The 25,930-nt window shown below is 64.5% G+C and carries 27 protein-coding genes and 1 riboswitch; of the genes, 14 read left to right on the forward strand and 13 right to left on the reverse strand.

The features are described from left to right. Positions 1–28: 28 nt before the first annotated feature. The 3 genes from AC1DXM_RS21590 (at position 29) to AC1DXM_RS21600 (ending at position 3,627) form a co-directional block, all read left to right on the forward strand. A complete protein-coding gene (locus AC1DXM_RS21590; protein WP_477236146.1) occupies positions 29–811 on the forward strand; it encodes a class I SAM-dependent methyltransferase in 783 nt (260 codons plus the stop codon). A gap of 129 nt (positions 812–940) precedes the next feature. Next, complete coding sequence (locus AC1DXM_RS21595; RefSeq protein ID WP_477235971.1) at positions 941–2,764, forward strand: ABC transporter ATP-binding protein/permease; 1,824 nt, start codon at positions 941–943, stop codon at positions 2,762–2,764. 62 nt (positions 2,765–2,826) lie between these two features. Then, complete coding sequence (locus tag AC1DXM_RS21600; RefSeq protein ID WP_477235973.1) at positions 2,827–3,627, forward strand: DUF1194 domain-containing protein; 801 nt, start codon at positions 2,827–2,829, stop codon at positions 3,625–3,627. A 27-nt stretch (positions 3,628–3,654) separates the two neighbouring features. On the opposite strand, the gene AC1DXM_RS21605 is transcribed toward AC1DXM_RS21600, so the two are convergent. Beyond that, entirely contained in the window at positions 3,655–4,590 is a 936-nt protein-coding gene (locus tag AC1DXM_RS21605; protein WP_477235975.1) for a glycosyltransferase family 2 protein, read from the reverse strand. A gap of 247 nt (positions 4,591–4,837) precedes the next feature. Here AC1DXM_RS21605 and AC1DXM_RS21610 point away from each other — a divergent pair, with 247 nt between their 5' ends. Beyond that, on the forward strand, positions 4,838–5,158 hold the full coding sequence (locus tag AC1DXM_RS21610) for a DUF1330 domain-containing protein (protein ID WP_477235977.1): 321 nt from the start codon (positions 4,838–4,840) through the stop codon (positions 5,156–5,158). Positions 5,159–5,167: 9 nt separating this feature from the next. On the opposite strand, the gene metW is transcribed toward AC1DXM_RS21610, so the two are convergent. Further along, on the reverse strand, positions 5,168–5,782 hold the full coding sequence (gene metW / locus AC1DXM_RS21615; RefSeq protein WP_477235979.1) for a methionine biosynthesis protein MetW: 615 nt from the start codon (positions 5,780–5,782) through the stop codon (positions 5,168–5,170). Then, the gene (gene metX / locus AC1DXM_RS21620) at positions 5,779–6,948 is read right to left on the reverse strand and encodes a homoserine O-acetyltransferase MetX (protein WP_477235981.1); all 1,170 of its coding nucleotides are present in this window, start codon (positions 6,946–6,948) and stop codon (positions 5,779–5,781) included. The genes metW and metX overlap by 4 nt, the downstream gene beginning before the upstream one ends. A gap of 60 nt (positions 6,949–7,008) precedes the next feature. Then, positions 7,009–7,086, reverse strand: a riboswitch (SAM riboswitch). A 129-nt stretch (positions 7,087–7,215) separates the two neighbouring features. On the opposite strand from metX, the gene hisC reads away from it, so the two are divergent. Then, the gene (gene hisC / locus AC1DXM_RS21625; protein ID WP_477235983.1) at positions 7,216–8,325 is read left to right on the forward strand and encodes a histidinol-phosphate transaminase; all 1,110 of its coding nucleotides are present in this window, start codon (positions 7,216–7,218) and stop codon (positions 8,323–8,325) included. A gap of 4 nt (positions 8,326–8,329) precedes the next feature. Then, positions 8,330–9,265, forward strand: a complete 936-nt coding sequence (locus tag AC1DXM_RS21630; RefSeq protein ID WP_477235985.1) for a prephenate/arogenate dehydrogenase family protein — start codon at positions 8,330–8,332, stop codon at positions 9,263–9,265. Between the two features lie 7 nt (positions 9,266–9,272). Here the strand turns inward: AC1DXM_RS21630 and AC1DXM_RS21635 are convergent, their stop codons facing one another. Further along, positions 9,273–10,196, reverse strand: coding sequence for a sugar kinase (locus AC1DXM_RS21635; RefSeq protein WP_477235987.1), 924 nt, complete (start codon positions 10,194–10,196; stop codon positions 9,273–9,275). Between the two features lie 65 nt (positions 10,197–10,261). Next, positions 10,262–11,260, reverse strand: a complete 999-nt coding sequence (locus tag AC1DXM_RS21640; protein ID WP_477235989.1) for a DUF2125 domain-containing protein — start codon at positions 11,258–11,260, stop codon at positions 10,262–10,264. Between the two features lie 123 nt (positions 11,261–11,383). On the opposite strand from AC1DXM_RS21640, the gene AC1DXM_RS21645 reads away from it, so the two are divergent. The 3 genes from AC1DXM_RS21645 (at position 11,384) to AC1DXM_RS21655 (ending at position 13,690) form a co-directional block, all read left to right on the forward strand. Next, the gene (locus AC1DXM_RS21645) at positions 11,384–11,905 is read left to right on the forward strand and encodes a gamma-glutamylcyclotransferase (RefSeq protein WP_477235991.1); all 522 of its coding nucleotides are present in this window, start codon (positions 11,384–11,386) and stop codon (positions 11,903–11,905) included. 117 nt (positions 11,906–12,022) lie between these two features. Further along, positions 12,023–12,970 (forward strand): aldo/keto reductase, encoded by a 948-nt coding sequence (locus AC1DXM_RS21650; protein WP_477235993.1) that lies wholly within the window; start codon positions 12,023–12,025, stop codon positions 12,968–12,970. A 93-nt stretch (positions 12,971–13,063) separates the two neighbouring features. After that, a complete protein-coding gene (locus AC1DXM_RS21655; RefSeq protein WP_477235995.1) occupies positions 13,064–13,690 on the forward strand; it encodes a LysE family translocator in 627 nt (208 codons plus the stop codon). Positions 13,691–13,714: 24 nt separating this feature from the next. On the opposite strand, the gene AC1DXM_RS21660 is transcribed toward AC1DXM_RS21655, so the two are convergent. Together AC1DXM_RS21660 and AC1DXM_RS21665 are read right to left on the reverse strand one after the other, a co-directional pair. Then, positions 13,715–14,512: a lysophospholipid acyltransferase family protein gene (locus AC1DXM_RS21660; RefSeq protein WP_477235997.1), complete on the reverse strand. Its 798-nt coding sequence runs from the start codon at positions 14,510–14,512 to the stop codon at positions 13,715–13,717. 115 nt (positions 14,513–14,627) lie between these two features. Continuing rightward, the gene (locus AC1DXM_RS21665) at positions 14,628–15,533 is read right to left on the reverse strand and encodes a LysR family transcriptional regulator (RefSeq protein ID WP_477235999.1); all 906 of its coding nucleotides are present in this window, start codon (positions 15,531–15,533) and stop codon (positions 14,628–14,630) included. A 119-nt stretch (positions 15,534–15,652) separates the two neighbouring features. Between AC1DXM_RS21665 and AC1DXM_RS21670 the strand changes: the two genes are divergently transcribed. Next, positions 15,653–16,285: a pyridoxamine 5'-phosphate oxidase family protein gene (locus tag AC1DXM_RS21670; RefSeq protein WP_477236001.1), complete on the forward strand. Its 633-nt coding sequence runs from the start codon at positions 15,653–15,655 to the stop codon at positions 16,283–16,285. 5 nt (positions 16,286–16,290) lie between these two features. Here AC1DXM_RS21670 and AC1DXM_RS21675 read toward each other — a convergent pair whose 3' ends face one another. The 3 genes from AC1DXM_RS21675 to ftsE all read right to left on the reverse strand — a co-directional run bounded on the left by AC1DXM_RS21675 (position 16,291) and on the right by ftsE (position 18,792). Further along, positions 16,291–17,016, reverse strand: a complete 726-nt coding sequence (locus AC1DXM_RS21675) for a YdcF family protein (protein WP_477236003.1) — start codon at positions 17,014–17,016, stop codon at positions 16,291–16,293. A 134-nt stretch (positions 17,017–17,150) separates the two neighbouring features. After that, a complete protein-coding gene (locus AC1DXM_RS21680; RefSeq protein WP_477236005.1) occupies positions 17,151–18,140 on the reverse strand; it encodes a cell division protein FtsX in 990 nt (329 codons plus the stop codon). After that, positions 18,133–18,792, reverse strand: a complete 660-nt coding sequence (gene ftsE, locus AC1DXM_RS21685; protein WP_023685344.1) for a cell division ATP-binding protein FtsE — start codon at positions 18,790–18,792, stop codon at positions 18,133–18,135. The genes AC1DXM_RS21680 and ftsE overlap by 8 nt, the downstream gene beginning before the upstream one ends. A gap of 180 nt (positions 18,793–18,972) precedes the next feature. Here ftsE and AC1DXM_RS21690 point away from each other — a divergent pair, with 180 nt between their 5' ends. The 3 genes from AC1DXM_RS21690 (at position 18,973) to AC1DXM_RS21700 (ending at position 20,746) form a co-directional block, all read left to right on the forward strand. Continuing rightward, positions 18,973–19,611, forward strand: coding sequence for a hypothetical protein (locus tag AC1DXM_RS21690; protein ID WP_477236007.1), 639 nt, complete (start codon positions 18,973–18,975; stop codon positions 19,609–19,611). A 26-nt stretch (positions 19,612–19,637) separates the two neighbouring features. After that, entirely contained in the window at positions 19,638–20,180 is a 543-nt protein-coding gene (hpt, locus tag AC1DXM_RS21695) for a hypoxanthine phosphoribosyltransferase (protein ID WP_477236009.1), read from the forward strand. Positions 20,181–20,374: 194 nt separating this feature from the next. Then, the gene (locus tag AC1DXM_RS21700) at positions 20,375–20,746 is read left to right on the forward strand and encodes a response regulator (RefSeq protein WP_112562237.1); all 372 of its coding nucleotides are present in this window, start codon (positions 20,375–20,377) and stop codon (positions 20,744–20,746) included. 6 nt (positions 20,747–20,752) lie between these two features. On the opposite strand, the gene AC1DXM_RS21705 is transcribed toward AC1DXM_RS21700, so the two are convergent. Next, positions 20,753–21,700, reverse strand: a complete 948-nt coding sequence (locus tag AC1DXM_RS21705) for a DMT family transporter (RefSeq protein ID WP_477236011.1) — start codon at positions 21,698–21,700, stop codon at positions 20,753–20,755. Between the two features lie 281 nt (positions 21,701–21,981). On the opposite strand from AC1DXM_RS21705, the gene AC1DXM_RS21710 reads away from it, so the two are divergent. Continuing rightward, positions 21,982–22,845, forward strand: coding sequence for a LysR substrate-binding domain-containing protein (locus tag AC1DXM_RS21710; protein ID WP_112562313.1), 864 nt, complete (start codon positions 21,982–21,984; stop codon positions 22,843–22,845). A 22-nt stretch (positions 22,846–22,867) separates the two neighbouring features. On the opposite strand, the gene AC1DXM_RS21715 is transcribed toward AC1DXM_RS21710, so the two are convergent. Both AC1DXM_RS21715 and AC1DXM_RS21720 read right to left on the reverse strand, forming a co-directional pair. Next, positions 22,868–23,239 (reverse strand): glyoxalase superfamily protein, encoded by a 372-nt coding sequence (locus AC1DXM_RS21715; protein ID WP_477236014.1) that lies wholly within the window; start codon positions 23,237–23,239, stop codon positions 22,868–22,870. 41 nt (positions 23,240–23,280) lie between these two features. Continuing rightward, positions 23,281–25,890 (reverse strand): TIGR02302 family protein, encoded by a 2,610-nt coding sequence (locus tag AC1DXM_RS21720; RefSeq protein ID WP_477236015.1) that lies wholly within the window; start codon positions 25,888–25,890, stop codon positions 23,281–23,283. Between the last annotated feature and the right edge of the window lie 40 nt (positions 25,891–25,930).

Here is a 25,930-nt window from a genome sequence, read left to right on the forward strand (position 1 = left end):
CAGCGGCATCGCAGCTACCGTCCCGCGCATGCATTCCGATATCGTCGATCTCCGTTCCTTCTATTCGACCACGCTCGGCCGCCTGGCCGAACGCTCGATCACCATGGCGCTGTCCTCGATATGGGCTGCCGTGCCCAATGAGCGGCTGGTTGGGCTCGGCTATACCTTGCCGTGGCTGGAGCGGTTCGGCACCGATGCCGAGCGGGTCTTTGCCTTCATGCCGGCCACCCAAGGTGCGGTGGTCTGGCCGGCGAGCGGGCCGACGTCGACGGCGCTGGTGTTCGACGAGGAACTGCCGCTGGTCGATTCCTGCATCGACCGCATGTTGCTGGTGCATTCGCTTGAGCATGTCGAAAACCCGCGCGAGACGCTGAACGAGATCTGGCGGGTGCTGTCGCCGGCGGGGCGTGTCGTCATCGTCGTGCCCAACCGGCGCGGTGTCTGGGCCCGGTTCGAGCACACGCCGTTCGGCAATGGCCGGCCGTTCTCGCGCGGCCAGCTCACCGAATTGCTGCGCGAGGCGAACTTCACGCCGGCCTCCTGGTCCGACGCGCTGTTCTTCCCGCCATCGCCGCGGCGCTTCATGATGCGGTTCCACAATGTGCTGGAGCGCGCCGGCAGGCGGTTCTGGCCGATCTTTTCCGGTGTCATCGTGGTCGAGGCGCAGAAGCGGCTCTATCAGGGCGTGCCGGTCGCCCAGCGCGCCTCGCGCCGTGTCTTCGTGCCGGTGCTGTCGCCCCACGGCGCGACAAGGCTTGGCCGTCGGGCCGACGGGGTGACACCGACCACACGCCGGATGACACTTTCGTGATCATGAGGTGTTGCGTGGGGATTTCCCACCTATCTGTCGCCGATGCATTCGCAGTCCGTTTGAGCGGCCGATGCCTTCACGTCCCTCCATCCGGTTTCAGCAACGCTTCTGAACGCAAGGACCTCGCGCATGGCTGATCAACCGGACACGAACGCCACCGCTCAGCCGGTAACCGTCGAAGCCAGCAGCCTGCGCGATCAGGTGGCGACGATCAAACGGGCTTTGGTCGGGTCGCCGGTGCGCAACTGGCTGCTGTGGACGTCGGTCGGCATCATGGCCGTCATCGTCGCGACGTCGATCGGCCAAGTTCTGCTCAACCGCTGGAACCAGCCCTTCTACGATGCGCTGGCGCGCCGCGACATGGCGGCCTTCCTGCACCAGCTGCTCATCTTTGCGATGATCGCCGGCACGCTGCTGGTGCTCAACATCGCTCAGACCTGGCTCAACCAGATGATCCGGCTGAAGCTGCGCGAGGCACTGACGCTGGACCTGATTGACCAGTGGATGCGACCGGCGCGCGCCTTCCGTCTGGCCAATGCCGGCGCCATCGGCGTCAATCCCGACCAGCGCATGCAGCAGGATGCCGCGCATCTGTCCGATCTGACGACGGATCTCGGCGTCGGCCTGCTGCAATCATTCATCCTGCTCGTGTCCTTCGTCGGCGTGTTGTGGCAATTGTCGTCGGGCTTCGTCTTCCACATTGGCGGCTGGTCGCTGGCGATACCGGGCTACATGGTCTGGGCAGCGTTCCTCTATGCCGGAATCGCCTCCTGGCTGAGCTGGCTGGTCGGGCGGCCGCTGATCCGCCTCAACAGCGATCGCTACACGCGTGAAGCCGAGCTGCGCTCCTCGATGGTGCGCGTCAATGAAAATGTCGATGCCATTGCGCTCTACCATGGCGAAGCCGACGCCAAACGACGGCTCGAAATCGACCTCGGCACGGTGCTGGGCGCGATGCGGCGTATCTACACCGCGCAGATCAACCTGTCCTGGGTGACCGACACCTATGGCTGGATCACCGTGGTGGCGCCGATCCTGGTGGCATCGCCGGTCTATTTCTCGGGCGATATCAGCTTCGGCGGGCTGATGATGGCGGTCGGCGCCTTCAACCACGTGCATTCGTCGCTGCGCTGGTTCATCAACAATATCGGCGGCATCGCCGACTGGCGCGCGACGCTGATGCGTGTCGCCGACTTCCGCATCGCGCTCGATGAAACCGATGTGCTGCACGACAAGGAAAGGCGCATCGAATTCGGCGACAGCGCCAATGGCAGCCTGACGTTCGAAAAGCTCCAGGTGGCCTCGCCCGAGGGCTGCACCAAGCTTGCCGACAGCCATGTCGAAATCCATCCCGGCGAGCGCGTCATGATCACCGGCGAGCCGGGCGCCGGCAAGACGCTGTTCTTCCGTGCCATCGCCGGCCTGTGGCCATGGGGCAGCGGACGCATCGGCCTGCCGGCGGGAGAGGTCCCGATCTTCGTGCCGCGCGTGCCGTATTTCCCGGTCGGCACTCTGCGCGAGGTCCTCGACCACCCGAATGGACCTGCGCCGGCGAGCGATGCCGACATTTCGGCGGTGCTCGCCGAGGTCGGTCTCGAGCGGCTGTCGTCCTCACTCGGCCGCACGGCGCGGTGGGATCACGAACTGGGCGATGACGAGCAACGTGCGCTCGCCTTCGCCAGGCTTGCCTTGCGGCAGCCGAAATGGGTGATCATCGACGAGGCGATGGATGCGTTCGACGGCCCGTCGCTGCGGCGCGTGCTGTCGATGCTGGAGAAACGCCTGCCAGACACCGCGATCCTCAATATCGGACGCGGCCTGCACAACGCTCATTTCTTTCCACGCGCGTTGAGCATCGTGAAGGATTTGGGCGCACCAGCGCTGAAACCGGCCCGCGTCAGGGCCGGCGCCATCGACCCGCCGCCGAAGGCGGTCGCGCGGCGAAAGAAGTAGGCGGGGCTTTATTTCGCCGCGATCGCGGGGAAGATTCCGGTGGAAACGTCGTGGGTCCGGCCATGCTCGACGCGCTTAGCCTGCTTGCCTGCCTTGCCTGCACCCCGGCAACGCCTGTGGCTGTCTCGGCCGACAGCACTGCCGTCGATGTCGAGCTGGTGCTGGCGGTCGACATCTCGCTGTCGATGGATGAGAGGGAGTTCGCCCTGCAGCGCGCCGGCTATGTCGAGGCGCTCAGGCATCCCGATTTCATCAAGGCCGTGCGCTCGGGCACGACCGGCCGCATCGCGCTTGCCTATTTCGAATGGGCGGGCGTCGTGCGCGAGGATGGCGTCATCGCCTGGCAGGTGATCGACAGCGTAGAGAGCGCCAACGCCTTCGCCGACAAAATTGCCGCGCGGCCCTTCCGCAGCTTTCGCGGCACCTCGATTTCCGGCGCGCTTGCCTTCGGCGCCGGGCTTTTCGACGGCACCGGCTTCGATGCGCCACGCAGCGTTATCGACATTTCTGGCGACGGTCCCAACAACACCGGGCTGCCGGTCGCCACCACACGCGATGCCGCGGTGGCCAAGGGCATCGTCATCAACGGCCTGCCGATCCTGATCAGCCCGTCACCGACCTTCAGCCATCTCGACCAGTACTATGACGATTGCGTCACCGGTGGGCCCGGCTCCTTCGTGCTGCCGATCTACGCGGCCTCCGAATTCGCCACCGCCATACGCCGCAAGCTTATCCTGGAGGTGAGCGGCATTGCCGATGCGACCGTGGCCACGATCGACGCGGCCGCACCGATGGATTGCCTGCAGGGTGAACGCGACCGGCGGCTTTATTCCGACCCTTATTTCCCGGAACTCGACAAATGAGGCCTAGAGACAGTCCCGAGGGACGCTTCAGGCCGGCCGCGCACCGTATTTGTCGCGAAATTCGGCGTGGAGATCGCGGCGCCAGCGCCGGCCGCCGACATAGCCGCGCAACAATTGCGGCAGCGAATAGCCGAGCGCCTTCGACGACCGGTTGGCCAGATAGCCGGAGAACGCCTGCGCAACCCTGCCCTTGAGCGCGTCGGCGATGAGCTGCCGGGCGATCATGTAAGGCGGAATGTGAGGGTAGCGGTCGGCGATATAGGGGTGCTTGTCGATCAAACTGGCATAGGCTTCGACATAGCCATCGCGCTGTCCGGAGATGGAATTCTCCGAATTGTATTTTTTCCAGTCGATCACTTCGGACAACTGCGCGCCGCTGCGCCGGGCAAAGCGCAGCAGCAATTCGCGATCCTGCATGCGCGTGACGTCGCTGTCGTAACCGCCAATGGCAAGCAGCGACTCGCGCCGGGCGGTGATTGCGGAGCCTGCAATGAAGATGGTCTGCGCGACAAGGGCACGTTCCAGCGAGTCGCGGCTCAGGAGAGCTTCGCGGTTGACGCAATTGGTGCGGCGATTGCCCTTCAGCGACACGAAGGAACTGATCAGCACTTCGAGCGAGGGATTGTTGTCGAACTGCTCCAGCGTCCGCACCAGCCGATCCGGCAAATAGACGTCGTCGGAATCGAGGAATGTCACCACCGGCGCTCGTGCCCGCTCGATGCCGGCATTGCGGGCGGCATTGGCGCCGCGCCATTTCGAGCCGACATAGATCAGCCGTGGATCGCGGATTTCGGCGAGTGCGGCGGCCGTACCGTCGGTCGAGCCGTCATCGACGACGATGTGCTCGAACCGGGCAAAATTCTGCGCCAGCACGCTCTCGACGGCGCGCACCACCTTGCTGCGGCGATTGTGCGTCGGCGTGATCACCGAGATCAGCGGAGCGAGATCGGTTGTCTTGGACATGTTGCTTCGATTATGCCCCGAATTCCCTGGAGGCCGGATGCTTTGATGGGTCGCCTTCCAAGCCTACTCGGGATGGCATTCGATTCGACGCTACAAAAAACCGGCGGCAATGTCATCACAAACTGTTGAGCCAGAATGCCCGTAGGCCAGCCGATTACCCCTGACGTAATCGACCGATGGCCGTCATTTCCGCAGATTGCGCCACCGGAGCCGGTTATTGCGCTTCGATCGAACAGGGAGTTCAGCCATGACCGCCTACGCCGTCGCCCATATGCGCCAAGTCACAATGGGCCCGCAGATTGTCGAGTATCTGCAGAGGATCGACGGAACATTGGAGCCGTTCGGAGGGCGCTTTCTTGTCCATGGCGGCGACCTGGACGTGATCGAGAACGAATGGCCCGGGCATCTGATCGTCATCGAGTTTCCGGACAGGGAGAATGCGCGCGGCTGGTACGATTCATCAGCCTATCGGGAGATTCTGGCCTTGCGCACCGACAACTCCCACGCCGATGTTGTCATTGCCGACGGCGTTCGGCACCCGCACAAGGCCGCGGACGTGCTGGAATAGGGGCAAACCCTACCGCTTCAGCAAGAACACCGCCTGCTGGCCGAAGAAATTCCAGAACCACCATGGCATCGACAGGCCGATCTTCTGGCCATTGCCGTCGAGGGCGGTGGCTTTCTCGACCGAGGCGCCGAGTTCCTCGACCAGATTGACGAAGTCGCGGATGGTGCAGAAATGGATGTTGGGCGTGTCGTACCAGGAATAGGGCAGGTCCTCGGTCACCGGCATCCGTCCCTTGAAAAACAGCGACAGCCGCACCCGCCAGTGGCCGAAATTGGGGAAGGAGACGATGGCGCGGTTGCCGATCCTCAGGAGTTCGTCGAGCACCAGCTTCGGGTTGCGGGTGGCCTGCAGCGTCTGCGACAGGACGACGAAGTCAAAACCCTTGTCGGGATAGAATTCGAGGTCGGTGTCGGCATCGCCCTGGATGACCGAGAGGCCGCGCGCCACGCATTCGTTGACGCCGCGCTGCGACAGTTCCAGGCCGCGGCCGTCGACCTGCTTGGTTTCCTGCAGGAGTTCGAGCAGCAGGCCGTCGCCGGAGCCAACATCGAGCACCCTGGACTGCGGCGGTATGAGGTTGGCGACGACTTCGAGGTCGACGCGCTGGCTGCCGTTGACGCTCATGAGGCGAGCCCCTTGGCGCGAGCCGCCGAGCCGATGAAGCCCTTGATGGCGGCGAACAATTCCGGCTCGTCGAGCAGGAAGGCATCATGGCCGCGGTCGGTGTCGATCTCGACGAAAGAGACGGACGCGCCGGCAGCGTTCAGCGCATGCACGATCGAGCGGCTCTCTTCGGTCGGGAACAGCCAGTCCGAAGTGAACGACACTAGGCAAAAGCGAGTCTTGGTGCCGGCAAAGGCATCGGCCAACCGGCCGCCATGGTCGGCGGCGAGGTCGAAATAGTCCATCGAACGGGTCATGTAGAGGTAGGAATTGGCGTCGAAGCGGTCGACGAAGGTCATGCCCTGATGGCGCAGATAGCTCTCGATCTGAAAGTCGGCGTCGAAACCGAAGGTCAGCGCTTCGCGGTCCTGCAGATTGCGGCCGAACTTGCGGTGCAGTGCCGCTTCCGACAGATAGGTGATGTGGGCCGCCATGCGCGCCACCGCCAGCCCCTTTTCCGGGCGCTTGCCGTGCTCGAAATACTTGCCGCCATGCCAGTCCGGGTCGGCCATGACGGCCTGGCGGCCGACCTCGTGGAAGGCGATGTTCTGCGAGGAATGGCGCGCGCCGGTGGCGATCGGCAGCGCCGAGAAGACGCGATCGGAATAGCACGACGCCCATTCCAGCACCTGCATGCCGCCCATCGAGCCGCCGAGCACGCAAAACAGCTTTTCGATGCCGAAATGGTCGACCAGCATCAATTGCGCCCGCACCATGTCGCGAATGGTGATGATTGGCAGGTCGAGCCCGTAGGGCTTGCCGGTGGCCGGGTTGGTCGAGGCCGGACCCGTGGAGCCGAGGCAGCCGCCGATGACGTTGGAGCAGATGACGAAGAAGCGGTTGGTGTCGATGATCTTGCCGGGGCCGATCAGCACTTCCCACCAGCCAGGCTTGCCGGTCACCGGATTGGTGTTGGCGACGTGCTGGTCGCCGGTCAGCGCGTGGCAGACCAGAATGGCGTTGGAGCGGGCGTCGTTCAGCGTGCCGTAGGTCTGGTAGGCGATCTGGAATGGCGACAACAGCGTGCCGGCGTCGAGCTTGAGCGGCTTGTCAGGGCCAAAACGCAACACCGGGCTCGACGGGTTGTCGGCCTCGTTGTTGGTTTTTGCGGCGCGGAGCGCGGTCATGTGACTCTCCTTGCCCGCCGTCAGGCAACAAAAAACCGGCAATGCGATCGCAAAGCCGGTTACGTCACGCAAACGGCCCTTTAGCGAGTTGTTTAACGTGGCTGCAAGCCGACCGGCCAAATCACCACGGAACTGTTCCCGTTCTTCTAGAACTCGCGCGGGCCGGCGTCAACGGCCACCTATTGCCGCCGCCTCTCGACATTCGCGGCTACGGCTTGTATTTCCGCTGCGGCCTCCGGACGGAGGCATTCTCGACGGATTTGCGACATGGACAAGACAGCGGACAAGGCACGGCCAACGCCCCGCGCGGGCATCATGGACATCGACGCCTATGTGCCGGGCAAGAGCACGGCACCGGCCGGCGTCGCCAAGGTCCATAAATTGTCGTCGAACGAGAACCCGCTCGGCCCGTCACCGAAAGCAATCGAGGCCGCGCGCGAGGTCGCTGCCAAGCTTGATGTCTATCCCGATGGCACCGCCCGCCGGCTGCGCGAGGCGATCGCCGAAGTGCATGGCCTGAACCCGGCGAACATCATCTGCTCCAACGGTTCTGACGAGATTCTCGGCCTTCTGGCCCAGACCTATCTGGCGCCCGGCGATGAGGCCATCATCACCGAACACGCCTTCATGATCTACAAGATCTACATCCAGTCGGCCGGCGGGACACCGGTGACGGTCAAGGAGACCGACGAGCGCGCCGATGTCGACGCGATCCTCGCCGCGGTGACGCCGCGGACCAAAATCGTCTTCCTTGCCAATCCCAACAATCCGACCGGCACCTATCTGCCGTTCCAGGAGGTCCGTCGCCTGCATGCCGCGTTGCCCGGCAACGTGCTTCTGGTGCTCGATGCTGCCTACGCCGAATATGTCCGGCGCAACGATTATGAGGCCGGCATCGAGCTGGCGGGCAGCGCGCAGAACGTTGTCATGACCCGCACCTTCTCCAAGCTCGGCCTTGGCGGCGCGCGCATCGGCTGGATGTATGGCCCGCTGCACATTGTCGATGCGATCAACCGCATCCGCGGCCCTTTCAATGTCAACGCAACCGCCATCGAGGCCGGCATTGCCGCCATCCGCGACCGCGCGCATGTCGAGCGCAGCGCCGTGCACAACGAGACGTGGCTCACCTGGCTGAATGAAGAGCTGACGAAGCTTGGTCTCAGGGTGACGCCTAGCGTCGGCAATTTCGTGCTCATCCATTTCCCTGAGGACAAGAAGCATTCGGCAGAGGCGGCGGACGAGTACCTCACCCAGCGCGGCTATATCTTGCGACGCGTTACCGGCTATGGCTTTCCCAACGCGCTGCGCATGAGCGTCGGCACCGAAGAAGCCAATCGCGGCGTCATCGACGCCCTCACGACATTCCTGAAAAGCTGAAGACATGACGTCACCGATGTTCGAGAAAATCGCGCTGGTCGGCATCGGCCTGATCGGCTCGTCGCTGGCCCGCATCATCCGCCGCGAGGGCCTCGCCCGCCATGTCGCCATCGCGACGCGCAGCCCGGCCACGCTGGCGCGTGCGAAGGAACTCGGTCTCGGTGAGTCCTACACCACGGACGCAAAAGAAGCGGTTCGCGATGCCGACCTCATCATCGTCTCGGTGCCTGTGGGATCGTCGGGCGAGGTGGCGCAAGAGATCGCGCCGGCGCTGAAAAAGGGCGCCATCCTCACCGATGTCGGTTCGACCAAGGCCTCCGTTATCGCGCAGATGCAGCCCCACGTGCCGGACGGCGTGCATTTCATCCCCGGACATCCGCTGGCGGGTACCGAGAAGTCGGGACCGGATGCGGGTTTCGCCGAGCTGTTCGAAAACCGCTGGTGCATCTTCACGCCGCTGTCGGGCACCGACCCGCAGGCACTGGAAAAGCTGTCTGAGTTCTGGCGGCGCTGCGGCTCGAACATCGACACGATGGACCCGCAGCATCACGACATGACGCTGGCCATCGTCTCGCATCTGCCGCACATCATCGCCTACAACATCGTCGGCACCGCCGACGACCTGGAATCGGTGACAAAGACCGAGGTCATCAAATATTCGGCCTCGGGTTTCCGCGACTTCACCCGTCTTGCCGCCTCCGACCCGACCATGTGGCGCGATGTGTGCCTGCACAACAAGGACGCCATCCTCGAAATGCTGGCGCGCTTCTCGGAGGATCTGGCTTTCCTGCAGCGGGCGATCCGCTGGGGCGACGGCGACAAGCTGTTCGACCTCTTCACCCGCACGCGTGCCGTGCGCCGCTCGATCATCGAGGCCGGCCAGGACATTGACGTGCCGGATTTTGGCCGGCAGGCGGTCGAACACCCCGTCAAGAGCTAAATCCGTTTCAGGCAGGCCATGTCGCCGCGACCATGGCCATTGTCTCGGCGCGATCCGGCGCGCCCAGCCGGCCGCCGAAGCGCTGGCATTTGAGCGCGGCAGCAGCACTGGCAAAGCGCAAGGCCTGCTCGATCGGCATGGCTTCGGCGAGCCCAACGGCAAAGGCGCCGTGAAAGATGTCGCCGGCGGCCAGCGTGTCGGTGGCCTTGATCTTCGGCGCTGCGATGTGGCGCACGCAGCCGGCGGAATGGTCATGCCACCAGCTTCCCGCCGCGCCGCCGGTGACCGCAACGAAGGCATCGGTGCGGCTGGCTAGGTCGGCACAGGCGGTTTCAGGGTCCAGCGCATGGCCACAGACGATGCGCGCCGCCGTCTCCGAAGCGACGATGTGCGAGGCCAGCGGCAACAGAAGCTCCAGCACTTCGAGCGGCGCTGTGTCGGCGTCGAGGATCGCCGGACGGCCGGCGCTACGCGCGGCGGTCAAGGCAAGGGCGGCAGCGCCCGGCCAGCGCACATCGACCAGAACGGCGTCGAAGCCGGAAAGATCGGCGACAGGCAGCGCCTGAGGGTCGGCCTGCGCCTTCAGGTCGTAGAAAGGCACGATGATGCGCTCGCCATGGGCGTCGACCAGGATCGAGGCCAGCGCCGAACGCGCACCTTCAACGCGCCGGACAAAACTGCAATCGACGCCCTCGGCCTCGATGCCGGCCAGCAGATGGTCGCCGATGGCATCGTCACCCGCACTTGCCCACAAAAACACCTCGGCGCCGAGACGGTGTGCGGCGCAGGCGGCACTTGTCGCCATGCCGGCGGCGAGCTGGACGCCGTCCGAGGCGATGAACTTGCCCTGATGCCTGGGCAGGGTCTCGACGCGCAGAATGGTGTCCAGCGTCAGCGCGCCGACACTCAGCAGTTTCACCGGCCGGCTCATGTGTTGTTGGCTTGGCTAAGCATGGATCTTCCCCCGAAAGCGGTTCCCGCCTTTGGGATCATGGTCTAATCGAGCGGCTTGATCTTGCCCAGCGGAATGAAGCCGAGCGAGGCCTTGCCCTTCACCACCTTGAGCGGCATCGACGGTTCGTTGCCGAGCAGCGCCAGGCCGGCAAAGCCTTGTTCGATCTGGCTCTTCTGCTCGGGGATGGCGGTGGCGAGGATTGCCGCCACGGCTTTGGGATCCTTGAGCTTGATCGTCAGGTCGGCGTTGACCAGGCCATTGGCGTCGACCGATACCGGGCCGGAAACGGTGATGCGCGCGGTTCCCGACGACAGATCGAGCTTGTGGATGTCGGCCGCCTGGCCGCGCAGGCTCCTGGCCTCGGTTCGCATCAGCGCCACGCCGTTCTTCAGCGTCGCGTCGCCGCTGCCGTCGAGTGGCGGCAGCACGCGCCCGCCGATCGCATCGGCATCGATCTCAAGATCGGTGAAGTTTCCGACATAACCAAGGTCCTGGCCATCGGGGCGCAACTCTCCTGCCGCGGTCCCAGCGCTGAACAGAGATACCGGATCGGTGTCATCGGCCGGATCGGTCTGGCCGGACAGTCCCTCGGCCTGCAGCGAAATGCTGCGGGGCAAGGGCCAGGACAGCTTTGCACCGGCCTGCAGTTTGTCCCAGTCGATCCAGAGCGGGGCCATTCCGGGCACCGATGTGCGCAGCGGTCCGCGCAACTTCGCGGCGGGCGACAGCGGGCGGATGAGTTCGGCCACGAAGTTGAAGCTGCCGGTCGAGGCGGCGACGTTCCTGGTGTCGTCCTCGTAGGCCAGCGTGTCACAGGATACGGCAAAGCTCAGGGGATAGCCGCTAACCGTAAGGTTGGCGCAGCCGGCTTCGATGCCTTTGGTGTTCAGCTGCGCCACCGCCTTGTCGGCTTCGATTCTGACGCGGCTGGCAACATAGAACCAGACCGCGCTGTAGGCGCCGAACAGCATCACGACGAAAGCGGCGAGCCAGAACAGCCGGCGGCGAAATTTTGACGGACGCTCGTCAGTTGACGTCATGCTGTGGCTTTCATTAACGCGGGCGTGTTGCGGGTGGACTGTGGTTTACGCAACAAGCAAATAGACAGAAGAGCACCGATTCCGATGCGGTGTCGTCACTCTCGTGCAATCAGGCTTGGCGATATGGGCGATTTTTGGGTTTTTGGCTACGGCTCGCTGATCTGGCGGCCGGGATTCGCGCATGTCGAGACCCGGCGCGCCCGCCTTTACGGCTACCGCCGGTCGCTCTGCGTCTACTCCTTCGTGCATCGCGGCACGCGCGAGCGGCCGGGCCTGGTGCTTGGCCTCGACCGTGGCGGCTCCTGCATCGGGCTGGCGTTTCGCGTGCCCGGTGAGTTGCGCGATGAGGTGCTTGCCTATCTGCGCGAGCGCGAACTGGTGACCAGCGTCTACCTTGAGCGCGTGCTCGACATCCGCCTCGACGGCGGCGAAACGGTCCCAGCGGTTGCCTATATCGTCGACCGCCAGCATCAGCAGTATGCCGGCGGTCTCGACGCGGCGCATGCGGCAAGCGTCGTCCGCGGCGCCATCGGCCAGTCCGGAAACAATGAGGATTATGTGCTGAGCGCGGTCGAGCACCTCGAAGCGCTCGGTATCAGCGATCACTGGCTGGAAGAGGTGGCGAAACGGGTCGCGCCTTTGTGAAGCGCTGGTCCGCTGGAAAAATTGGCTGAGGCCTTTGACCTCGGCGCGGCGAGACCTAGCTTAGCTGCGGCCCGAAGCATTCGGGGTCGCCCGCCGCCAGCCTCACGGAGCCAGATCTTGCAGAAACGCCGTCTCGGTCAAACCGACCTTTCCATCACGCCGCTGGTTCTGGGCGGCAATGTTTTCGGCTGGACCGCCGACGAGAAGACCTCCTTCGACCTGCTCGACCGGTTCGCCGGCGCCGGCCTCAACGCCATCGACACGGCCGACGCCTATTCGCGCTGGGTGCCCGGCAACAAGGGCGGCGAGTCCGAGACGATCATCGGCAAATGGATGAAAGGTCGCGGCAACCGCGACAAGATCGTCGTCATCACCAAGGTCGGCTCGGATATGGGGCAAGGCAAGAAGGATTTATCGGCCGCCCATATCGAGAGGGCGGTCGAGGCATCGCTCAAGCGGCTGCAGACCGACGTCATCGACCTTTATCTGTCGCATTGGCCTGACCCGACCACGCCTTACGAGGAGACGCTCGGCGCCTACGAGAAGCTGCTCGCCGCGGGCAAGGTGCGCCATATCGGCGCCTCCAACCTCGACGCCGGCCAGTTGCGTGCGGCGCTCGATGTGGCCAGCCTGCGCGGGCTGCCGCGCTATGCCGTGCTGCAGCCGGAATACAATCTCTACGACCGCTCTTCCTTCGACGGACCGCTGCATGATCTCTGCGCGGCGGAGGATATCGGCGTCATCACCTATTTCGCCCTCGCCAAGGGGTTTTTGAGCGGCAAATACCGCAGCGAGGCCGATCTCGGCAAAAGCGCGCGCGGCAGTGGCGTGAAGGCCTATCTGAACACGCGCGGCATGCGCATCCTGGCGGCACTCGACACTGTGGCGGCGCGGCATTCGGCCAGCCAGGCGGAAGTCGCGCTCGCCTGGGTGATGGCGCAGCCCGGCATCACCGCGCCGATCGCCAGCGCCACGACGCTCGAGCAGGTCGACAGCCTGGTGCGCGCAGCATCGCTGAAGCTCGGCGCGGAGGATCTCGCGGCGCTGGACAAGGCCAGCGCCTAGCGAAGGCTGCCGATCAGGTTCGGCACGATCGTTCAAGACGACGGAAGTCCGGCTCGCCACACTGCTCTCCACTGTCGTGGGAGAGGGAGCATCGTGGCCATAGAAATCCTTTCGCAGACGCAGCCCTGGCAGCAATTGCTGGCGCTGGTGCTGGCGGCAAGCGTCGTCATGGGCAGTCCAGGCCCGGCGACAATCAGCGTCACGGCGATAGGCGCCGCCTTCGGCCTGCGCAATTCGCTCCGCTATGCCTGGGGGATCATTCTCGGCACGGTTGCGGTGCTGCTGGTGGTGGCCACCGGCATCACGGCTATCCTCACCTCGATGCCGGGGGTGGCGCCCGTGCTAGCGGTCGCTTCCGCCGCCTACATCCTCTATCTCGCCTTCAGAATAGCGACGGCGCCGCCGCTGGCGGCACGCGACAGCGGGGCTGTGCTGCCAACCTTCCTCGGCGGCTTCCTGCTCGCCGTCGCCAATCCGAAGGCCTATGTCGCGATTGCCGCGGTCCTTGCCGGCTCCGCGACGGCGGCCGGCGCCGATGCTCTCGGCGTTCCGGCGAGGCTCGCGGTTCTCACCCTGATGATCGTCGCCATTCATGTGCTGTGGCTGCTGGCCGGCGCTGCCTTCGCCCGCACCCTGCGCCAGCCGCTGGCGTCGCGGATCATCAACCTGGTGTTCGCGGCAACGCTGGTGCTGACCACGGCTCTGGCGGCGTGGCCGTGAGCCCGAGCGGTAGATCTGATGAGATCAGGCCTTCGCCTTCGCGGCAGCGAGTTCGGCCAACCGGTTTACCGCGGTCGGCGGCATTGGCGGCGGATTCGGCGAACGCGACGCCTCGATCAGCAACTGATCGCAGGCGGCTTCGGTCTCGCCGATCAGCCGGTCCATGAATTCGTCCTTGCCGAGCCCGGGCGGGATCGGCGGCAGGAAGCGGGCCTTGATGGTGCCGGGAAAGCGCATGAATTTGCGGCGCGGCCAGTAGAGACCGGCGACATGGGCAACCGGCACCACCGGCACGCCAAGCTGCGCGTAAAGTTCGACAATGCCGTATTTGTAGGCCGGCTCGTCGCCAGGTGCGCGGCGCGTGCCTTCGGGATAGATGATCAGCTGGCGCGGATTGCGTGCCATTTCCTGCCTGGTCGAGGCAACGACCTGCTTCAGCGCCTTGGAGCGGCTGCCGCGGTCGACCGGGATCATCCGCATCTTCATGATGTACCATCCGAAGAAGGGGATCCAGGTCAGCTCGCGCTTGAGGATGTAAAGCGGGTCCTGGAGAAGCGGAAAGAAAGCGATCGCGTCCCAGAACGATTGGTGTTTCGGCGCCAGGATGAAGGAGCCCTCCGGCAGGTTCTCCAGACCGGTGATGTCGCTCCTGGTGCCGGCGATCTTGTCGTAGAGCCACAGGCTGGTGCGCGACCAGAATTTCGGCACGAACCAGGCGCGGTGGCGCGGCGACAGGAAATAGTACGGGGTCCAGAGGATCATCTGGACGATCAGGTTGACGTAGAAGACGAAGTTGAACGCCAGCGAGCGGATATAGAGCATGCGGGGAAGGGCCTGTTGAGGAGGTGTGCGTTGGTTACACCAAGCGCGGGCAAAAAGGAAACGCCGCAAAGGCCTGACATCGGCCGGCTCGCCATCGATCGCAGCCAGCCTCGGCTCACCACATCGCCTGCAGCAGCCGCTGCTTCAGCCGCGGTGCGGCGAAATCGAGGAAGGCACGCAGTTTCACCGGCAGCAGGCCCTGGCCGGCATGGACCAGGCTCACCGGCCATGGCTGTGGCTCGAAGGGCTGCAAGACCGGGACAAGCGCGCCGGAGTGTATCGCGTCGGCGATCTGGTAGGACAGCACCCGTGTCATCCCGGCGCCGGCAATCGCCGCATCGATCGCCGCTTCCGCGGTGTTGACGCGCAGCCGCGAGCGGATCGGCACGATCAGTTCGCCCTTGCCGCCGGCAAAGCTCCAACTGGCGAGCGCGGCTGGCCCTTCGAAACTGATGCATTCATGCGCGGCCAGATCGTCCGGCGCCTGTGGCATGCCATGCGCGGCGAGATAGGCGGGGCTGGCGCAAACGACGCGGCGGATCGCGCCGACGCGGATGGCGACCAGGCTCGAAGGCGCAAGCTCGCCGATGCGGATGGCGAGATCGAGATGTTCCTCGGCCAGTTGGGTGATCCGGTCGGCCAGCGTCAGGCGGATGTTGACTTGGCTGTAGGCCGCGAGGAACTCGGTGACGATAGGCAGCACGTGCAGGCGGCCAAAGACGATCGGCGCGGTGATGAGCAGGTCGCCGGTCGGCGTGCTGTATTCGCCGGCGGCGGTGCGTTCTGCCTCGCCGACCTCACCCAGGATGCGGCGGCAGGCGGCGAGATAGGCCTGGCCGGCATCGGTCAGCGTCAACTGCCGGGTCGAACGGTTCAGCAGGCGCGTCTGCAGATGCTTTTCAAGGTCGGAGACCTTGCGGCTGACCGTCGCCAGCGGAATGCCGAAACGGCGACCGGCAGCGGACAGGCTGCCAGCCTCCACAGCAGCGACGAACAGCGACATGGCTTCGAGGCGATCCATGGCTTCTTCCGGAAATTGGAAGGAGAGGTTGCGAATATGCCATCTACATCCGGAAGATGGAAGCCTCTATATCAGGGTGCACAATGGTCAGAGGTTTGGCCTCACGGAGGCTTGCTTGCATGAACGCCCATACTTTCACCAGCGACGTCGCCTTCACACCGACGGTCAAGGCAATCCAGACCCGCAAGGGGTCGCGCAAGGGTTATGCCAGCGCCGAGGAGCGCGGCGGATGGCGCGCCCATATCACGCCGGACCTCGCCGCCTTCATCGCGGCGCAGACCAGCGTCTTCCTGTCGACGGCCAATGGCGACGGCCAGCCCTATATCCAGCATCGCGGCGGGCCTGCCGGCTTCCTCAAGGTGCTGGACGAGAAGACCATCGGCTTTGCCGATTTCTCGGGGAACAGGCAGTTCATCACCCAGGGCAATCTTGCCGACAACAACCAGGCGTTCCTGTTCCTCATCGACTATGCGCATCGGCAGCGCGTCAAGATCTGGGGCACGGCGCGCGTCGTCGAGGACGATGCCGAGCTTTTGGCAAAGCTGATGCCGCAGGACTACAAGGCGCGTCCCGAGCAGGTCATCCTGTTCACCGTCTCGGCCTGGGACGCCAATTGCCCGCAACACATTCCGCAGCGTTTTGAGGCGGCCGATGTGGCGGCGGCCCTTGCCGAGCGCGACAAGCGGATTGAGCGGCTCGAACAGGAGATTGCGCGGCTGCGCGGCGCCTCGGACGGCGCGGCCAAGGGGTAATCGACTCAGTCCTTTACGGTCGAAACCTCGGCCAGCGCGACGCTGTCGGCGGTCTGGCGGACCGGGACGATGCCGCGCGCCAGCGCCAGCAGATATTTGCTGTATTCGGTCAGAAGCACGCGCAGCGCTTCCGGCTTGGTCAGCCAGTCGCCATTGTCGAGATTGGTGTTGACCACCGGATAGGGTTCAAGCCTGGCCCCGTGCAGCAGACGGCCCATCTCCAGCAGGCTGCGCGGCATATGATAATTGTTGGTGACAAGGATGACGCTGCCATAGGCGTGGCTCTCCACCCATTTGGCGCTCTCCTGGGCATTACCGATCGTGTCGAGCGCGGCGCGGTCGATGTCGACGCAGCAGGAAAACAGCGCCTTGTCGCCGCCGGTCGCGGCTTGCAATTGGCGGCGGCTAGCGGAGGGATGTACGCCTGAGATCAGCAGCCGCTCGCCCTTGCCGGAGGCAAGCAGATCGAGTGCGGCGTCGAGGCGCGCCTGACCGCCGGTCAAGACGATGATCGCATCGGCCTTGGCCGGATCGGACGGGGTGGTCATGTGGCTGACCTTGCTGGCGAACCAGCCGAAGCCGCCGGCAAACAGCGCCACCAGCAGCAGCAGACAGAGGGAGGCGAGACGCAGCGCCGTCCGCAAACGACCCGGGCCGGTGCGCACACGTGAACGCGCACCCACCACTGGCATCTGTCCAGCCGTCCCGGTCGAGTTCCGCGCGTCCATCATCCTATGGTTAATCCTGAAATGCCGCTTTGATAAGGAAAAAAGCGCACATTGCGTTACGTCGTTTTTCGATCCGTGATCGCTCCGTTATTCCTGTCCCTGGCCCCCGAACTGTTTTTCGCTTCTGCCGTCATTGCTCAGCCCGCATCCGGCTGGCGGACGTCGATGTCGCTGAGATAGGCGACCACGGTGGCGTGCGAGGTCGCCGCCGTCAGCCCGCCGATCACCAGCACCATCAGGCCGACGCCGAGATAGCCGGCCGATCCGATGGCGAAATTGCCGAACAAAGCGGTCGCCTGGTCGGCCTGCGGCGTTGCCATGTTGCGCGACGACCACCAGGAAAAGACGATGAAAACGAGGATCGCGGCGGCCCCGCCGGCGGCAGCGCCCTTCATGCCGGTGACCAGGAAATGCCAGCGGAATTCGCGCGCGATGAAGCGCGCCTCGGCGCCGACGAAGTGCAGCACCTCGATGATATGGCCATTGCCGGCCATGGCGCCGCGGGTCGCGAACACCACCGTCAGCACCGTCGCCGACAACATCAGCACCAGCACGGCAATGCCGATGGTGACGGTGGTGCGGGCCATGGCGACCAGCCGATCGACCCAGGTGCGGTGATCGTCGAGCGAAGCACTGGGCAGCTTGGGCGCGATCGCTGCGCGGATGGCGGCAAAGTCGGGCGGGCTGGTCTCGTCGATGGTGACGATGATCAGCCGCGGCACCGGCAGTTCGTCGATATTCAGCCCCGAGCCCAGCCACGGCTCCAAAAGTCGGGCCGTCGCATCGCGGTCGATGATCCTGGTCGCTTTCACGCCGGGGAACTCACCGGCGATCTGCGAGGCTTGGGCAAGGGCCGCCTCCATGTCGAGGCCGTCGACAGGTTTGATCTGGATCGTCGCCTCGCGCGAGATCTGGTTCTCCCAGACCGAGGCGGTGTCGCGCACCAGCGTGACGGCGCCGAAGGTCAGGCAGGACAGGAAGGTCATGATGGCGATGACCAGCACCAGAGCGCGGCCGGCAATGTTCTGCGCGGGCACGATCGGTGCCATGCGACGCTGGACGCGCTGCGTCGCTGCTGCTGGCGCGGCAGCATCTTCGTGCAACTGTTCGGCGGATAGCTCAGTCATAGATATCCAGCCTTCCGCCGGCCAGGATCATGCGGCGCGCGTCGACCTGCTCCATCAGGCCGAGATCGTGGGTGGCGATCACCACCGCGGTGCCGAGACGGTTGAGCTCGATGAACAGTCGCAGCAAACGGCGTGCCAGCGGCGGGTCGACATTGCCGGTCGGCTCGTCGGCGAGCAGGATTTCGGGCTGTTCGATCAGCGCGCGGGCAATCGCGGCGCGCTGCTTTTCGCCGCCCGACAGGACCGGCGGCAGCACATGCATGCGCTCGCCGAGACCAACCCATTTCAAAAGTTCGGTGACGTCGGTGCGGTAGCTCGCTTCCTCGCGGCCGCGCACGCGTAGCGGCAGAGCGACATTCTCATAGGTGGTCATGTGGTCGAGCAGGCGGAAATCCTGGAACACCACGCCGATGCGACGCCTGAGATGCGGCAGTTCGGCGCGCGAGATGCGCGAGCGGTCCTTGCCGAAGATGGTGATCAGCCCGCGCGTCGGCTTCAGCGACATGAACAGAAGGCGCAGCAGCGTCGTCTTGCCGGCGCCGGAGGGCCCGCTCAGGAACTGGAAGGAGCTCTCCGGAATGTGCAGGGAGATGTCGCGGAGGATTTCCGGACCCATGCCATAGCGGAGGCCGACATTTTCAAAGCGGATCACGTGCGACGACCTGAAATGTGTGGCGGCGGCGTGCCAGCCCTTTCTGTCCAACGACCATCGGCCGCCATGGTTAACCGACGGTTAATTTTCGCTGTTTTTGAATGCGTCACAAGGGTTCCGGTGGGGAAGCGTTAACCATTTCCATTTACGCAAAAGAAACGAAGAGCGAACAGCGGGGCCATGATGGCTGAGCAACGAACCGCGCGCCCGGTTTCCGGCGAAATCATGACCGGGACAAGTGTCGCGCCGGAATTGCGTCCTTTGGCGACCGACATCGTCGATGCCGATTATGAGGTGCTGCCACGCGGTGTCTCGAGGGCGGATGCCATCCAGCCGCCTGCGCGCAACGTGGCCACACCGTCGATCGAAGGCATGGACATGCTGCGCAAGCCGGAAGCCGCAACCGTGCGGCCGCCGGCGTCGCGTGGCGGGCCGATCTTCTGGATCGCCGGCGTCGGTGCGGCGCTCGCCGCTTTCTGGGTCTCGGGCGGCCACGCGCTGGTGCGCCAGACGCCGTTCTGGACAGTTGAACAGCCGGCGGGCGCCGTACTCAGCATTGCCGGCGTCACCTCGCATGTCGACGCTTCCGGGTCCACCCCGGTGCTGTTCGTCGATGGCGAGGCCGTGAATGACGGTGTGAAGGCGGGACCATTGCCGCCGCTGGAAATCAGCGTTACCGGCAATGACAGCCGCATCACGCGCTATACGTTGGGGACATCCAGCCGTTCGCTGGCGCCCGGCGAAAGATTCGGCTTTTCCAGCCGTCTCGACGTGCCTAGAAACGGGGTAAAGGCCGTCTCGGTCACTTTCGCCGGCTAAGGCGATTTCTCTCGGAAAGGTTGTTGATGCCAGTTGTGCGTGGCAAGGACATCGAAGTCCTGTTTTCGGCGTCCGCGATCGCGCGGCGCAATCTTGAACTCGCCAAGGAGATCGCCGAGCACGATTATCGCGACCTCTTGGTGATTTCGGTGCTGAAAGGCTCCTTCATCTTTGCCGCGGATCTCATTCGCGCCATGCACGATGTCGGGCTGTCGCCGGAGGTCGAGTTCATCTTCATCTCCAGCTATGGCGCCGGCACCACCAGCGGCGAGGTGAGGGTGCTGCGCGACATCGACAATGAGGTCGCCGGCCGCGACGTGCTGTTGATCGACGATATTCTCGAATCAGGCAAGACGCTCTCCTTCACCCGCAATCTGATGCTGTCGCGCGGCGCCAAAAGCTGCGCCATCGCGGTGCTGCTCGACAAGCGCATGCGCCGCCAGACCGAGCTGAACGCCGACTATGTCGGCTTCGACTGTCCCGATTATTTCGTCGTCGGTTACGGCATGGATGTCGCCCACGCTTTCCGCGAATTGCCGTTTGTCGGCGTCGTGAAAGGCGACGCTTGAGACCTTTTGATAATCCTACTCCGGCGGCCATTTGGCGCGGTTTCCTGCGCTTCCGGGGCTCACGGACTTGAATGTCAGCTGCGCTCCGGTTCCTGCAAACCACACCAACTGACTCACCGGAGCGAATTCTAAAAAGGCCTCCGACGCTTCAAATTTTCAGAAAAAGTCAACTTTTGCCCGCCAAATTCCGGCCCATGGCAAAGCTTCTGATCGTCGAGGACGATGAGTCCGTCCGCACCCTAGCCGCCCGCGCGCTCGAACGCGCCGGGCATTCAATCGACATTGCCGCCGATGGCGCGCAGGGGCTGGCGATGATCAGCGCGGCGGGCGGCGGTTACGACCTCGTCGTCTCCGATATCCGCATGCCGGAGATGGACGGCATCGAGATGGCGATCGCGGCGGCCAGGCTTTTCCCGGCGATGAAGATCCTGCTGATGACCGGCTATGCCGACCAGCGCGAGCGCGCCGAGGAGTTGAACGGCATCATCATCGATGTCGTGCAGAAGCCTTTCACGCTGGCCGAAATCCGCTCCCGCGTCGAACAGGCGCTGGCCTGCTTTGCCTGACACTATTCAAGCCGCATCCTGAGTTGCGGCTAGGACCGGGGTGCTCCGGCCCCGTTCGGTGTTGAGCGCGAGCAAGCCGGCGCCGATGATCAGCGCCGCACCGATGGCGGTGGTCGAGCGCGGCACCTCATTGAAGAACAGAAAGCCCCATAGCGGCGACCAGATGATCCCCGTGTATTCGAAGGTGGCGACGCGGTTGGCCGGCGCCAGCCGGTAGGCCTGCGACAGAAGAATCATGCCGGCCGAGGCGACGAAACCGCAGGCCGCCATCTTGAGGAAATCCGGTGTCGTCGGCCAGACCCACGGCCGCACCAGGAATTCGAGGCTGGGGTGGACAGCATGGGTAATGCCGGCAAGCCAGAATGTGCCGGCAACCGCGGCAGCACCGACGAGGTAGGCGCCGTTCTGGTAGAAGGCCATGACGGTGGAGGATTCGGTGTCGCCGATCTTGCGCGCCATCAGCTGCGAAAAGCCGTAGAGCAGCGCCGAACCCAGCGACAAGAAGGCCGCCCAGTCGAACAGGCCGGCGCCCGGGCGCAACATCACGACCACGCCCAGCATGCCGATCAGCACGGTGGCCAGCGTCTGCCAGGAGACGCGTTCGCCGAGATAGGGGCCGGCCATCGCCATGATGAACAGCGGCGCCATGAAGTAGAGCGCCACCGCGTCGGCCAGCGGCAAGGCGGCGATCGCCAGATAGTAGACGGTATAGGAGCTGAACTGGATGAAGGCGCGGATCGTCAGCAGGCCAAACCGCTTCGAGGCGATGGCCCGCAGGCCGACATCGGCGCGGACGAGAACGATCAGAATCGGCAGGGCGACGATCGAGCGGATCCACATCACCTCGGTGACGGGATAGCCGCCCGATACCGCCTTGACCAGCGGGTCCTGGAGCGAGAACACCAGCACGCCAAGGCACAGGCTGATGATGCCGAGAACGATCCGGTTGCGCATGTCGTTGCTGCCGGCCCTAGAGCATGATGCCGAAAAGTGTGAAGCGGTTTTCGGACGACATCATGCTCTTTCCATTTGAACTGCCCGCAGCCGCCCGACCGCGGGGTAAAAAGAACCCGCCACCGTTTCGGGCAGCGGGTATGAGTGAGGACTCTTCGATTGGTCCGCAACCGATTTCGCGGTCGCATATCCAATGGGTAGGCTGACTATCGTCCGGCGTTTGACATGTTGCAAACGAATTGGAATGATACCAGCAATCAAATTTGCTTATGACGGATTCGATGCGACCAACCCTCGACAGCGATCTTCTGCGCACCTTCGTCGCCATTGCCGAAGCCGGCAATTTCACCCGGGCGGCGGAGCAGGCCGGCCGCACCCAGTCGGCGGTGTCGATGCAGATGAAGAAGCTCGAGGAGCTGGTCGGCGACAGCCTGTTCGAACGCGGCTCGCGCGGCGTAGCGCTGACGCGCCGTGGCGGCGAGCTGATCGTCAATGCCCGCCGTATCGTCTCGCTGCTCGACGAGACGGCGGCGTCGATGGCGGCGGCCCCTCTCGGCGGACCGGTGCGGATAGGCATTCCCGAGGAATATGGCCATGCCATCCTGTCGCGCGCGCTCGGCGCCTTCTCGAAGCGCCACACCAAGGTCGAGGTCACGGTGCGCTATGCGCATTCAGGCGCGCAGCTGGCCGCACTTGCCGCCGGCGAGCTCGACCTCGCCGTGGTCTTCGAATGGCAGGACCCCGGCGGCGGCGAGGTGCTGATGCACGATCCGACGGTGTGGGTGACATCGAGCCTGCATCACATGCATGAGGAGCGGCCGGTGCCGATCGCGCTCTACAACCGGGCCGGCTGGTGCAAGGACTTCGCTATTAAATCGCTGGAGCAGCGTGGGCTGGCCTACCGAGTCGCCTATACCAGCGACACCACCGGCGGGCTGAAGCTTGCCGTCACTTCTGGCCTTGCGATCGCGCCGATCTCGCACAGCAACATTCCGGACGGCTGTCGGGAGCTCACTGCCGCCGACGGGTTCGGCCACATCGACTCCTCGAATGTGGTGATGCATCGCAACCCCAATGCCTCAGGCGAGGCGATCGACGGCATGCAGGAAGCGATCCGCGACGCGTTCGTCAACAGGTCCGATTAGAACGGCTCTTTCCTGGAACTGCCTAGCCTGCCGCATCCTCGTAGAAATGCAGGCGATTGCCGAAGGGATCACCAACCGTCACCTCGCGGGTCTCCCACGGCGTGGTTTCGAGACCCGGCCGGGCATAGCGGTATTTCTTGCCGATCAGTTCGCGGTGCAGCGCTGCGATATCCTCGACCTTGATGCGCATGGCCACGCCCGGCGCGCCGTCGCCGTGATGTTCGCTCAGATGCAGGACGCAGCCGTCGCGGATTACACCCATGTAGAGCGGTGCATTGTCGTCGAAGCGATGCTCGAACTCGACTTCGAAGCCGAGGAAGTCGAGATAGAATTCGCGCGCCTTGGCGATGTCGAAGATGCGCAGGATGGGCGTTACGGCACCGAGTTTCGGCATGGCGCTGATACCATTCAGTTCGACGGATGTTGCCTTGGAGGCTACTTCAGCTCCAGCAGCCGCTCGAGATAGCTGCGCTCGATGTCGGGGCTGAGCGCGTTGCCGAGCCGCTTGCGGATTGCTTCGAGGATCTGGCGGGCACGCTGCACGTCGATCTCGTCGGGCACCTTCACCGAATCGCCGAAATCGGGTCCGCGGCTGGCGCGTGGCCGACCCAGCGGATCGCGGTCAGCGTCCTGCTGGCGGCCGCCTTCCTGGCTGCCGCCCTGGTCGCCCTGCATCGCCTGCAGCTGCTTCATCATCTCCTTGGCGCCCTTGCGCAGCGCTTCCAGCGCACGACCCTGATGGCCGACAGCCTGGTCGCCTTCACCTTCGCCAAGCGACTTTTCGGCATTGCCCATGGATTTGCCGGCCTCACCAAATCCTTCATTGGGCTGCATGCCCATGCCTTCCAGGCCCTTCTTCAGCTTGTCGAGTTCGCTTTGCAGCTGGCCCTGGCCTTCCTGCAGCTGCTTCATCGCATCGGCGAATTCCTGCGGCGTCATCTGCTTTTTGCGGGCAAGCGGATCGCGGTCGTCCCCGGGGCCGGGTTTGTCCTGATCCTGTCCGAGCTGCTCGTCGCCATCCTGTTGCTGGTCTTGATCCCGTTGGCCCTGGCCGCGCTGCATCTGGTCCATGCGGTAGGTGTCGTTCATCATCTCCTGCTGGCGGCGCATGATCTCGCCCAGCTTGTCCATCTGCTGGCGCATCTCGCTGTCCTGCTCGCCACCTTGCTGCTGACGGCCGGCCTGCAGGTTGTTCATCATGTTTTCCAGCTGCGACAGCAGCTCCTGCGCCTTGTCGCGGTCGCCTGATTTCGCCAGGTTCTCGATCTGGTCCATCATGCGGTCGATGTCGCTCTGGCGAAGCTCGCGGCCGTTCTGCTGCATCTGCGGCGCGTTCGGGTTCTGCTTGGCGCGCTCGGCGAATTCCTGCAGGAATTCGTTCATCGCCTCGCGCAGCTCCTTCATCGCCTTTTCGATCTCTTCATCGCTGGCGCCACGCTTGATGGCGTCCTGTAGCGCCTGCTGCGCCTGGCGCAGGCGCTTTTCGGCCGCCGACAGATTGCCTTCTTCAATGCCGAGCGCGATTTCCCAGAGATAGCTAACCTCGCTGCGCAACTGGTCGTCGCTGTCGGACATTTTCAGCCGGCTGCGGGCGCTCATGATGGCGAGGTAATGCGACATGTTGTCGAACGTGTCTTCGGGCCGAAGCGTGATCGCGTCCATCAGGTCGAGCACCCGCGGCTTGGCTTTGGCGTCGAGCGCCAGCAGGCGGCGCTGCTCGATCACCGCCCGCGCCAGCGGGTTGGCGAAGGGCCGCTCGGGCATCACAATCGTCTTGGTTTCGCTGGTCGCGGTGTGTCCGGCATCGTCGGTGGCGACAAGCGACAGCTTGACGCTAGCGCCGGCCCAGACATGTTCAGTGAGGTCCTTGGTCGTCTTGGCGGCATTCGCCTTGCCGCCGCGGCGCGGCAGCGCCAATGGCATCTCAGGCGGGCCGTAGAGCGGATGCACATCGGGCGCTGCCGGATCGGCCAGCGCGAAAACCGCCTTGGCGGTGGCCGCGCCATAGTCGTCGTCAATCTGGTAGTTGAGCTCGAAGGCGCCGTTCACGGCGCGCTTGGGCTCGCCGACGAAGCGGATCGTCGGCGGCTTGTCGGGGATCACCGCGAAAGCCCATTGGCCGAGATCGGCTTCGCCCGATTTCAGCGTCAGCGTGCCGTCGGACGTCAGCTTGCCGGTGAACTGGCGCAGCTTGGGTGTTGCCGGGTTGACCGCCGCTGCCTTGATCGCTGCTGCCTGCGGTCCCGTCGGGTCGATGGCGCGGGCATTGCCACCCTTGTCGGCGAAGCTTAGCGTTTCCTCGCCGGAGCCGCCGGTGACGCGCAGCGAGACGTCGCTGCCCTGCGGCACGGTGAAGGTGGCGGTCGCCTGCTTGGCGTTGCTATCGAGAACTGGCGTGGTCAGGAAGATGGGCGGCTTGCCGGTATAGGCCGGCGGGGTCACCCAGGCATCGATGCGCGGCGGCACGATGTCGCGCGCCGCATGGGCACGGAAACCATCGGAGAGCCTGCCGCCGGACGGTCCGAAAGAAAAGGCGAAAGCGGTGACCAACAGCAGCGCCGCCACGGCGCGCAGCCCCCACGGGTCGCGTTCCGGCACGCGGGTACGCGGCAGATCGGCGCCAAGATCGCCGAGTTTGCCGGCCATGCGCTTTTGGTGCTCGCGCCACAGCGCCTGGGAAAAGATGCTTTCCTTGCCGCTCGGACGGTCGGTCTGCACCAGCACCGGGCTGTGCTGCAACTGGTTGGCCGCCTCGATGCGACGGTCGACCTCGGCGGCGGAGGGAAGCTTGAAGAAACGCAGCGGATAGAGCGCTGCAAGCGCGGCAATGCCGAACGCCACGACCAGGACAATGCGCGCAACGTCAGGCAGGCGTGGGAAAAGGCCGAGCCAGGAGAGGCTGAGGAACAGGCTGGCGACGATGAGCAGCGGCAGAAGCAGCGGCCAGCCGCGCTCGACAGTCATCGAGACCCGTGTCGCCAGCCGGCTTAGAGCAAGCCGTCCGGCCAGGCTGCGATCGCCGCTGGAAATGGGGCTTTCCGTCATCGGCCCTTCCTGCCCGGGCGGGATAGCCCGGACTCAACTA

It is taken from the genome of Mesorhizobium sp. P3_A2 (assembly GCF_056403115.1).